The organism is Paenibacillus sp. FSL R5-0701, from assembly GCF_037973995.1.
In the GTDB taxonomy this organism is placed as follows: domain Bacteria; phylum Bacillota; class Bacilli; order Paenibacillales; family Paenibacillaceae; genus Paenibacillus.
Map to the genome: position 1 here is coordinate 1,869,651 of NZ_CP150230.1, position 10,112 is coordinate 1,879,762.

Annotated in this window: 15 protein-coding genes; 13 read left to right on the top strand and 2 right to left on the bottom strand. The window is 45.7% G+C overall.

All coding sequences use genetic code 11. The features are described from left to right. The first annotated feature begins 44 nt into the window (after positions 1-44). The 9 genes from MKZ13_RS08815 (at position 45) to MKZ13_RS08855 (ending at position 5,549) form a co-directional block, all read left to right on the top strand. The gene (locus MKZ13_RS08815) at positions 45-626 is read left to right on the top strand and encodes a DJ-1/PfpI family protein (RefSeq protein ID WP_237176254.1); all 582 of its coding nucleotides are present in this window, start codon (positions 45-47) and stop codon (positions 624-626) included. Further along, positions 623-1,201: a GNAT family N-acetyltransferase gene (locus MKZ13_RS08820; protein WP_339183417.1), complete on the top strand. Its 579-nt coding sequence runs from the start codon at positions 623-625 to the stop codon at positions 1,199-1,201. Before MKZ13_RS08815 ends, MKZ13_RS08820 begins: the two co-directional genes overlap by 4 nt. Next, complete coding sequence (locus tag MKZ13_RS08825; protein WP_339183419.1) at positions 1,198-2,073, top strand: serine/threonine-protein kinase; 876 nt, start codon at positions 1,198-1,200, stop codon at positions 2,071-2,073. Before MKZ13_RS08820 ends, MKZ13_RS08825 begins: the two co-directional genes overlap by 4 nt. 256 nt (positions 2,074-2,329) lie before the next feature. Next, the gene (locus MKZ13_RS08830) at positions 2,330-2,542 is read left to right on the top strand and encodes a hypothetical protein (protein WP_339183421.1); all 213 of its coding nucleotides are present in this window, start codon (positions 2,330-2,332) and stop codon (positions 2,540-2,542) included. A 29-nt stretch (positions 2,543-2,571) separates the two neighbouring features. Beyond that, entirely contained in the window at positions 2,572-3,261 is a 690-nt protein-coding gene (locus tag MKZ13_RS08835; protein WP_339183423.1) for a GNAT family N-acetyltransferase, read from the top strand. Between the two features lie 78 nt (positions 3,262-3,339). Beyond that, complete coding sequence (locus tag MKZ13_RS08840) at positions 3,340-3,480, top strand: hypothetical protein (protein ID WP_339183426.1); 141 nt, start codon at positions 3,340-3,342, stop codon at positions 3,478-3,480. A gap of 28 nt (positions 3,481-3,508) precedes the next feature. Beyond that, entirely contained in the window at positions 3,509-3,895 is a 387-nt protein-coding gene (locus MKZ13_RS08845; protein WP_339183428.1) for a hypothetical protein, read from the top strand. A 295-nt stretch (positions 3,896-4,190) separates the two neighbouring features. Next, positions 4,191-4,973: a glutamate racemase gene (gene murI, locus MKZ13_RS08850; RefSeq protein ID WP_339183430.1), complete on the top strand. Its 783-nt coding sequence runs from the start codon at positions 4,191-4,193 to the stop codon at positions 4,971-4,973. Between the two features lie 24 nt (positions 4,974-4,997). Next, positions 4,998-5,549 (top strand): histidine phosphatase family protein, encoded by a 552-nt coding sequence (locus MKZ13_RS08855; protein WP_339183432.1) that lies wholly within the window; start codon positions 4,998-5,000, stop codon positions 5,547-5,549. A 69-nt stretch (positions 5,550-5,618) separates the two neighbouring features. On the opposite strand, the gene MKZ13_RS08860 is transcribed toward MKZ13_RS08855, so the two are convergent. Both MKZ13_RS08860 and coaA read right to left on the bottom strand, forming a co-directional pair. Then, a complete protein-coding gene (locus MKZ13_RS08860; RefSeq protein ID WP_076252477.1) occupies positions 5,619-5,981 on the bottom strand; it encodes a DUF423 domain-containing protein in 363 nt (120 codons plus the stop codon). A gap of 64 nt (positions 5,982-6,045) precedes the next feature. Beyond that, positions 6,046-6,975: a type I pantothenate kinase gene (coaA, locus tag MKZ13_RS08865; RefSeq protein WP_036610217.1), complete on the bottom strand. Its 930-nt coding sequence runs from the start codon at positions 6,973-6,975 to the stop codon at positions 6,046-6,048. A 192-nt stretch (positions 6,976-7,167) separates the two neighbouring features. On the opposite strand from coaA, the gene MKZ13_RS08870 reads away from it, so the two are divergent. From MKZ13_RS08870 to MKZ13_RS08885, 4 genes are all read left to right on the top strand, one after another. Next, entirely contained in the window at positions 7,168-7,956 is a 789-nt protein-coding gene (locus tag MKZ13_RS08870) for a DUF3891 family protein (protein ID WP_339183435.1), read from the top strand. Positions 7,957-8,194: 238 nt separating this feature from the next. Beyond that, a complete protein-coding gene (locus MKZ13_RS08875) occupies positions 8,195-8,677 on the top strand; it encodes an 8-oxo-dGTP diphosphatase (protein WP_339183437.1) in 483 nt (160 codons plus the stop codon). 386 nt (positions 8,678-9,063) lie between these two features. After that, positions 9,064-9,549, top strand: a complete 486-nt coding sequence (locus tag MKZ13_RS08880) for a GNAT family N-acetyltransferase (RefSeq protein WP_339183439.1) — start codon at positions 9,064-9,066, stop codon at positions 9,547-9,549. Between the two features lie 52 nt (positions 9,550-9,601). Then, the gene (locus MKZ13_RS08885; protein ID WP_339183441.1) at positions 9,602-10,036 is read left to right on the top strand and encodes an NUDIX domain-containing protein; all 435 of its coding nucleotides are present in this window, start codon (positions 9,602-9,604) and stop codon (positions 10,034-10,036) included. Positions 10,037-10,112: the final 76 nt, after the last annotated feature.

The following is a 10,112-nucleotide window of genomic DNA, read 5'->3' on the forward strand; positions in this document are numbered from 1 at the left end:
GAAACTTAATCAGGATGCTCCAAATTAAAACGCGGAGGTTACCAATGAAAATTGCATTCGTTTTGTTTGATGGACTGACTTTTCTTGATTTTGCAGGGTTTTATGATGTGATCAATCGGTTGAATTTCTTTGAACCTACCAAAGGAACGACGTGGGAAACTTGTGCAATGACAGATCAGGTCACGGATGAGTCTGGTCTAACGTTGAAGGTGGATCGGGTGAAGCCTGACCTGTCGGAATATGATCTCGTGTTTATCCCCGGGGGCATGGGAACGCGCAAGCTTCGATATGACGAGGCATTTGTAGGTTGGCTGGAACAGGCTGAGTCTGTGCCTTTGAAGGTTTCGGTGTGCACAGGCTCTCTGCTGCTGAGTGCAGCTGGTTTTTTATCCGGCAAAAAAGCAACAACACATCCCCGTGCATATAATTTGCTTGAGCCGTATGTCACTGAGGTGATTCAGAAGCGGATTGTAAAAGATGGAAATGTAATTACTGCCGGTGGTGTAGCTACATCTATTGATCTGGGGATTTATGTTGTTGGGTTGCTTGCAGGACAGGAAGCGGCAGCGAATGTAAAACTTCAGATCGATTATCCTTATGAGATGCAGGGAGTGGTCGAAGAATGAATGAAGGCCGAAAGCAAGAGACCTATACCATTCGCAATATTCAGCGGGATGAAGCAGACCTCTACTGGCCTTTGCGACTGGAAGCATTGAAAACACATCCTGAAGCCTTCGGGGCTTCGTTTGAATTGTCCATTCAGATCCCCATAAATGAAGTACGGGAACGCATACATAATGAGCCCGATGATTATATTCTGGGAGCATATACAACAGAAGGAACACTGGCGGGAATGATGGGTTTCAAAAGGGAACACGGCCTAAAGCTCAGGCACAAAGGCATGATCTGGGGCGTCTATGTAGCTCCGCCATATCGGGGAAGTGGGCTGGCTTCGCGTTTGCTCCGCGAGGTGCTGGATCGGGGAAGACATCTGGAAGGTATCAAGCAGATTAATCTGAGTGTAGTGACAACCAATGAATCAGCCCGACGTTTATACGAGCGATATGGATTTGAAATTTATGGCATCGAGCGTAATGCCTTGGAAGTCAACGGTCAGGGATATGATGAGGCGCATATGAATTACTTTTATACAGAGCCCTCAAGATTGGATGATGATATCACCACAGGAGGAGTCCTATGACAGATCAGGTTAAACATGAGATAGATAGTGTTTCCTTTGTTTTAAAAGAGTCTCATTCTTTCGATTGGTTACGGCCCTTGGGTACGGTCTTTCGTGTATTCGATCAGCAGGATTCAGGGAATCTCTCCTTCGGTATTGTGCAAAAGGATGGAAAGCGATTGTTCGTAAAGTATGCGGGAGCACATACAATTCATGCGAATCATACGGGAAGTCCCCCGGAAGCCATTCGTAATCTGAAATCATCTGTTTCCGTCTATGAGGATCTCGCGCATGACACGTTGATTCGACTAACGGATCATTTTGCAACGGATGAGGGGTATGCCTGTGTCTTCGATTGGGTGGATGGGGAGTGTCTTCACTCCCACTGGTATTTTCCGCCTCCGGCTAAGTATGAAGATCCGCGTTCGCCCTACTATCGGTTCAGACAACTCCCAGTGAAGACACGTATTCAGGCGATGGAGCAGATTCTGAATTTTCATATCGAGGTGGAACGAAGAGGTTATGTAGCTGTTGATCTGTATGATGGCAGTCTGATCTATGATTTTGACAGAAACTTTATGAAGATTTGTGATATCGACTTGTATCGGAAGGGCTCTTTTACCAATACCATGGGGCGTATGTGGGGATCTTCCCGCTTTATGTCACCCGAAGAGTTTGAGCTAGGCGCACCCATAGATGTGGTTACCAATGTATTCAACATGGGGGCAATGGCGTTTGGGTTGCTTGGTGGGGAGAAAGATCGTTCCTATGAGAGATGGGATGCCGGAGAAGCGTTGTATCAGGTTGTGATACGTGCAGTGAGCGATGATCGGTCCGAGCGGTACGCATCGATTGCGGAACTTGGTGAGGCCTGGAAACAAGCTACGATTTAAGGTCAATGAGTTAGTGGTTGGATTTTCGCAAATATGCAAAATCCATTCGTATATGTGTGTGAAATCCCGTATAATGGAAATTATTAAGGGGGTGCAGATGATGTGCAGATATGCCTTGTCAGGACCATATAAAGACATCTATGCATGTTTCATTTGTCGCAAATCATTTAAACAAGTTTCCAGACATGACCTAAGCCCTGAGGTGGTGGCCCAACTTGAATATAAGTGCCCACAATGTGCCACGTCTATGGTCAGCATGGGACACGATTTCCAGGCGCCCAAGCAAAATGATACCAAACAATGGACCAAAGTGATGATGTTGTATCGTCATGGTTATACCTATCATAATTGCGGGTGCGGGGCTGGATATCGCCCGGCTGATTTACGTGAATTATCCGATTTTCTGGAGCAGCAAGAAGCTGGTAAAGGCAGTGAAGGCAAACGATTATTGCAAAGGTTAACTTCATAGTTATGGTTCCAAAATCCAACCTGTCGTCTATGGAAATGTTGAAAATACAGGTGAGCACGTTGTATACAATCAATGAGCAGCAGCGTCTATTAAGCATTAACGAGCCGGGTGGTGGGCAGGCTCCAGCCATTTTTATCGGCATGACTTCTGCTGGTTCACTGATCTATTACCATGAGCAGTTACCGCCGGATTTAATGAATGAATTGGGTAAGGATTGCGAGCTTCCGTTGGATATTCCGAAACTAATTCGCAAGGTGGAAACCTTTGAGCCAGTTAACCGTGTGTGGATGGGACCCGCCTATGCTTTTCCTGAGTCATCTGACGAGTGGAATCAGAAGGTTCAGTTGATTGGTCAGGAGCAGCATTATTTGGTGGCAGAGAATTTCCCTGAATTAACAGATCACTTGTATGAAAAAAGCCCTGTTGCCGCTTATGTTATTGGTGATTCTGCTGTGGCAGTGTGTTGCTCCGCAAGGCTCTCCGATTATGGGGCGGAAGCGAGTCTATATACGGCACCGGGTTATAGAGGACATGGATATGCAGCGGAGACGGTAAAGTGCTGGCAGTATTATGTCAAGGAGCGTGGACGCATGCCAATCTACAGTACATCTTGGGATAATCTCGCTTCACAGCAAGTTGCCCGTAAACTGGGATTAATTCAGTTCGGTGTGGATTTCAGTATCACAACTGTAGATTTGAGGAAGGACTGTGATGTCTGATGATCCGCACTTTCGTACAAAAGGATCTGCAGTATGTCATTGATGCGCATATCCGAATCTATCGAAACGAGTATAATTATGATCATAGCTTTGCTGAATTTATCACCCATAGGCGCGCGTGGATTATATCAATCTGTGGGCTTTGAAGTGAAGGAAGTCCGCAAGCAGATGTTGTCAGGTCAGGAGCTTACCGAAGAACAATGGGAACTTGTTCTGTAGTTAACTCGTTGTTGAAAGGAGTGGTACAGTGAATCGCAGAAGACTGATTCTGGGTTTGTTATCCATATGCACAGCATTGACGGTAGCAGCATGTTCGACTCGGACAGAAGACCAAGCATTATCAGCAACCATTGAAAGCAAGTTGCAGCAGATGGTTAGCGCCCCTGTCCTCCTGACCAGCAGTAATCCCAATGATTATATTGCTGGTAACCGTGAGGCTTACGACGACATCTTGAATACGGGTGAGGAAGGATTGCATCTGCTGCTAGAGCAGCTCGAATTCAGTCCAGATAATGGTCTCAAGGAATGGATCATGGCTCAGGCAAGTACTGAACTGCTCGGAGAGCTTAACCCTGTAGAGACGTGGCATAGTGGCAAGGACTGGCTCAGACAGTATAAAATGAACGTAGAATAATGGTTCATCTTCTCTATAGTACCTGACTTAGCGGAAGTAATGGAGGGGGCGGAATCGATTCTGAAGAAGCGATAGCGTTCGCCTTTGTCTCCGAATTTATACATCTATAGGGTTATTCAAGAAAATTTGGAGACAACAGCGATCAGAAGAACGATCCGTAACCGGAATGGTTCCCGCAAGCCGTCAAGCACTGTAGTGTGTGATGAGCCGGAAGTACAAACCTCACCTCCAGTCAGCATGAGCAGCATTGAGAGGTTCTTGGAACCCGAAAGAATACATTATAGAGGTGAAATCCTTGACTAAGAAAATTGCTTTTTTTGATTCAGGCATCGGTGGTTTAACCGTTTTGCATAAGGCATTACAACAGTTTCCAGAAGAACAATTTTTGTACTATGCGGATACCCTACATGTCCCGTATGGAACGAAGTCTGCGGATGAGGTTAGAGGACATATTTTTGATTGTGTGGAAGCCATCGTTCAGGAGGATGTTCAAGCAATCGTGATTGCTTGTAATACAGCAACAAGTCTGGCTGTGAAGGATCTGCGCGCCAAGTACGATATCCCGATCATTGGCATGGAGCCTGCGGTGAAACCAGCCGTGGAGATGAATCGTGATAGTGGGAAAAGAGTGCTTGTATTTGCCACGGCCCTCACCTTGAGCCAAACCAAGTATAACGAACTGGTATCACGTGTTGATGATCACCACAGTGTGGATTCCATTGCGCTGCCAGAACTTGTGGAGTGGTGTGAACAGCTGGATTTTAATCCAGGCAAAATCGCTGATTATTTCCGGTTCAAGCTGGCAGATCTCGATCTTCATGGGTATGGCACAGTGGTGCTTGGTTGCACGCATTATCCATTCTATACGTCCATTCTGCGCACGGTTCTGCCCGATCATATACAGATTATTGATGGCAGTACAGGCACAGTGAACCATCTGAAGCAGCGGCTTGGGCTGGTGGCTCAACATGGAGACAGAACAGGGGATCAGGTCACTTTCCTCAGTTCATCAGGCCGACCGGAAGAGCAGGAGAAGATGTGCAGTGCACTTCAATATCTTGAGATGAACTCCAAGTAGGTTACACCATAGGAGGTGATAGCTATGCAGTCCATTTATCTTATCCGTCACGCCAAGGCCACAGGGCAGGAACCCCATGCAGAGCTTACAGATGAAGGGATCAGGCAGGCTGAAAAACTTGCAGATATCTTGGCTCATCACGCCATAACATATATTGTCTCCAGTCCATGGAAAAGGGCCGTTCAGACGGCTATGCCACTGCGCATAGCAACGCTGCAACATATACATACGGATGAACGTCTCCAGGAGAGGGTACTTAGCTCTCTTGATCTGCCTAACTGGATGGATGTACTGAAACGTACATACGATGATGTGGATTGGGTGGAAGAAGGCGGGGAATCTTCTCGAAACGCTGCTGCAAGGGGGCTGGCACTACTGGAAGAGTTGTGGAGCAGACCGGAACAGCATGGGGCCGTGGTTACACATGGGAACTTATTATCACTGCTTATTCGTGAGTATGAACCATCCTTTGGTTATGAAGAGTGGACCAAACTGTCTAACCCGGATGTGTATGTGCTGGAGCGACAACGGCCAGATGCAGGGCTATCCACCATTCGAAGAATTTGGACAGATTAAACAGTAAAAGAGTGCTCCAGCGATATTATATCAGCCAGAACACTCTTTTCGTTTATCCACGGGGCAAGTTTACAATGCGGCAATCATGATCATAACCCATCCAGCCAAAAATGCGACTCCGCCAAGTGGGGTAATGGCTCCCAATTTGCGAACACCCGTTACACTTAAAACGTACAGGCTGCCAGAGAACAGGATGATCCCGGCGAACATCAGCCACCCGGCAAGCATGACGAGCGAAGAGGATTCAAGGCGGTCTGCCAGCAGTCCGATCAGGATGATCCCAAGTCCGTGGATGAGGTGATATTGAACACCGGTTTCATAGATTTTGATCATGTCAGCGGATAGTTTGCGCTTGAGCGCGTGTGCGCCAAAAGCGCCCAAAGCAACAGCCAGGAACATCATAATACTGCCGAGTATAATCAGGGTTTGCAATGTGTCTTTCTCTCCTTTTAAGGGTAATTAGATATAACAACAAAGTGTACTGCACGAGTGTTGTCTACAGTTTGCGCAATTGAATCTGCCCAATGGAGTGATCGGCTTCCTTTTTCAGAATCAGTCTGGCACGCCCTTTGGTTGGCAAAATGTTTTCATGCAGGTTTTTGGCATTGATATCCTGCCAAATCTGGTTGGCTGTACGCACGGTTTCTTCTTCATCGATATTGGCGAATCTTTGATGGAAAAAGGAATCCGTGTTCTGGAACGCTGTGTTGCGAAGCAGCTTGAAACGCTCAACGTACCAGTGTCGTATATGCTCTTCTTCCGCATCAATGTAGATGGAGAAATCGAAGAAATCACTAACCAGCAAAGGCGTTTCCTTTTTGATCTGAAGTACATTGATACCTTCAATTATGAGAATATCCGGTTGACAGATCTGCTTCTCTTCTCCTTGAATGACATCGTAGGCGAGGTGAGAGTAGACGGGTGCTTTCACTTCCGGCTTGCCAGATTTCACATCACCCATGAACTGAATCAGGGATTTGATATCATAGCTTTCCGGGAATCCCTTGCGGTTCATGATGCCCTTCTCTTGCAGCACCGCATTGGGATATAAGAAACCGTCGGTGGTGACAAGGTCAACCTTCGGACTATTCTTACCTCTGGCGAGCAGTGCCTGTAGCAAACGGGCCGCTGTACTTTTGCCCACGGCAACACTTCCCCCGATTCCAATGATGTAGGGGGTGGGGAGAGCTTCTTTTTTCATAAAGGAGGCCGTTAGTTGATTCAACTCTCGTGAAACTCTTGCATATAGGTCAATAAAGTGGGTAAGAGGCAAATATATATCTTCGACTTCTTGAATCGATACCTCTTCATTCAATCCCTTTAACTGTTCTAATTCGGCTTCCGTCAGTGGAAGAGTGGTCTGATGTTCTTTAAGTTCAGCCCATTCCTTGCGGTTAAACTCGATGTAAGGAGAGTATAAATTCATGAGATCCCGCTTTCTGTATGTAATATAATTGTGGACACAACCTAGTGTATCAAATTTCAGGAAACTGACAACACCTTTACATTGTGCACTTCATAATGCCTTTCGTCAAAATGGAGCGAAATACAACTTATAGGAAAGTTTAACCCAATTTATGTTAAAGTCAACGTATACCATGCGGAAGGGTGACAGCACATGATCGTATATGAGAGAGAGCATGATTTTGTTTTGACCGCACAGCATGAGCATGGATTAGTAGCCGGAGAGATGGCTTTCCACTGGAAAAATGAATTATTAGCTGATGCTTCGCATCGGGATGAATTGATTCTAGCGGCCAAGGAACATGACCGTGGCTGGATTGAACTGGATTCATCTCCGTTCTGGAATGATTTCAGTCAATCGCCGTATTCGTTTCGTGATTATCCATTGCGTCCGCGTTTTGTATTCTACCATAAAGGGATTGAAGAAGTCCGTCAGAAAAACCTCTACGCCGGATTATTGTGTAGCTTGATGTACACGGAGCTATTTCAGAAAAATCTGGGGGCCAATGCTCAGGATGATGATGACATCCGAGATTATCTGCAGCAAGAACACAAACGTCAGCTGGATTGGGAGAAACAGCTTGGTGGTGATGCTGAAGCACTGAAACAGAGGCTGCAAAGTGATGTGGAGATCATGCTTTTCTGTGATCAGCTCAGTCTGTTCCTCTGTATGGAGGAACCTGGAACACCTGCTGCGCGTTATGATTTTTTTGCAGAGGGGCTCAGTTGTACGTTTGATGCCTGTTCCAGACAGCCGATTCAGGCAGAGTGGTTATCGAATGAAAAAGTAGGCCTGTCTTTTTTCCCGTTTGATGAGGACTTTACGATCGTTTTACCATATAAATCGGTGCCAAAGGCAAGTATCCGCAAATTTGGTATGCAACAGGCTTATCGCCGGGCTGAATGGAAGGAACGCCGGGTGTTGATTACGGAATTGAACTGAGAACTGGAAACTCCAGGCTTGAGGAAAGACCAGCATAGAATATCACAAAACAGGCGGGCTTCTGATGTACAGGTGTACAGGGCGTCCGCCTTTCGTATGCATATATATCATCATAGACTATACTGTGAGACCGGTGTAAATACGAATGAATCAGAGTGGGAATAAAGAAGGAAAACACAGGTTATTCCCAGAAATGTTAGTGTACAGCAGAGAAGCGCATGTTAGTAGGAGGACGAATATGGATACTAGAATAGAGATATTAACAATGTGTATGGTATGGGACAAAATGAATGATCAGGTGTTGTTAATGAATCGGCCGGATCGCAAAGGATTTCCGGGATACATCGCTCCTGGGGGGAAGGTAGATTTTCCGGAGAGTATCGTGGATGGTGCCTTGCGGGAGGTTCTGGAGGAGACGGGGCTAGTAGTCAATGAGATTACGTATAAAGGGCTTGATGAGTTCTGTGATCCCGAACAAGGGTTGCGGTACATGGTATTTAACTATTTGGCGACTTCATTCGAGGGTCAATTATTGCAAGATCCGCCCGAAGGCGAACTGTTATGGGTGCCTATGAAGCGGGTTTTTGAGCTGCCTATGCAGGATTGGTTTGCTGAACGTCTCCCGCGTTTTTTCCAAAAAGGTACTTTTGAGCGGAGTGTGATCTGGGAGAAGTCATCCGGACGTACACTGCAAGAGACATTTATGATTTATAGCGATTGAGTACTTGAACAGAGTTAGACCCAATAAGTTAAACCGTCAGAAGGAGTAAAAATCATGGGATACTAGCATGCCCTGCAAGGATACAGTGCGGCGACGCTTGATGGGGAATGGAAATTAATTCATGAGCATTTAAGCTTGGGTTAGGATAAAAATAATGCCTCAAAATGTATCATCCATATCTATATATTTATATCCAAATATTATGATATAATGAAGTTTACTATTTTTATAGGAGATGACTAGTCTGTGGGTAATAGTGTGTGATTAATAGATTGAGTAAACTAGTTTGTTGAAATGAAGAATGATATATTTGTGGATTTGCCATACATAGGCTTCTGCAAACAAGACGTAAATGAATATTGTACGATGAAAAGGTGGAGATTGGCATGAAATTGTCGTTCCGGATTTTGGACTGGGAAGAAGAGAGACCCTACGAACTTTTATTGATGGCTGATCCTTCAAAAGCAATTGTGGATGAGTACCTGAGTCGGGGTGTTTGTTTTATTGCCGAATATGAAGGAGAGATGGTTGGGGAGTTCGTATTGTTGAAGACTCGTCCAGAGACTGCGGAGATTGTTAATATTGCCGTACAGGAAGAACTGCAGGGACAAGGTGTAGGCAAACACATGATTAAGGAAGCGATGGAAGCTGCACGTAGATTGGGCTGCCGGATTCTCGAGATTGGAACGGGCAACTCCAGCTTTCATCAATTGAAGTTATACCAACGTTGCGGTTTTCGCATCATTGGGGTTGATCGTGACTTCTTTGTGAGGCATTATGAGGAAGAGATTATAGAGGATGGTATCCGTTGTGTGGATATGATCCGTATGGCCATAGATCTGGATGCTTTTACAGAGGATGAAAAGAAATAGGAAGTAATCGCTGAAGTAAGGTACATCTTACGGACGAGAGGAAGAGATGTAAGTGGATCGATATACACATATTGGGGTATATGGCTTGGTCGCTTGGGAGCACAAATTCCTGTTGATTCATAAGGCTCGGGGAGCATATCAGGGGCAATGGGATTTACCAGGCGGAAGGCTGGAATTTGGTGAGCAGCCAGTGGCTGCTCTTCATCGTGAGATTGAAGAAGAGACGGGCCTGACCCATCTACAATTGGTGATTAATTCTGCGGAGTCATGTCTACTGGAATGGGTGCATCAAGGTGAGCCGGAAGAGCTGCACCATATCGGGATGTTGTATGATGTTGCTTTGACCGCAGCCAGTCAGCCGAATCATATCAAAAAGGAACCCGATGGTGAAGATTCGTTAGGAGCGGACTGGTTTACACTGGAGCAGGTTAGAGAACTGTCTCTAACGCCGTTTGCAGAGTATATGATTAGTCAAAGTAGAGCTTGAGGCGCATCATCAACTCTATTGTTAACTTAAATTTGCTGAATCCAAAGAAGCTGCTCGGATAATTCATGTCTGGGCC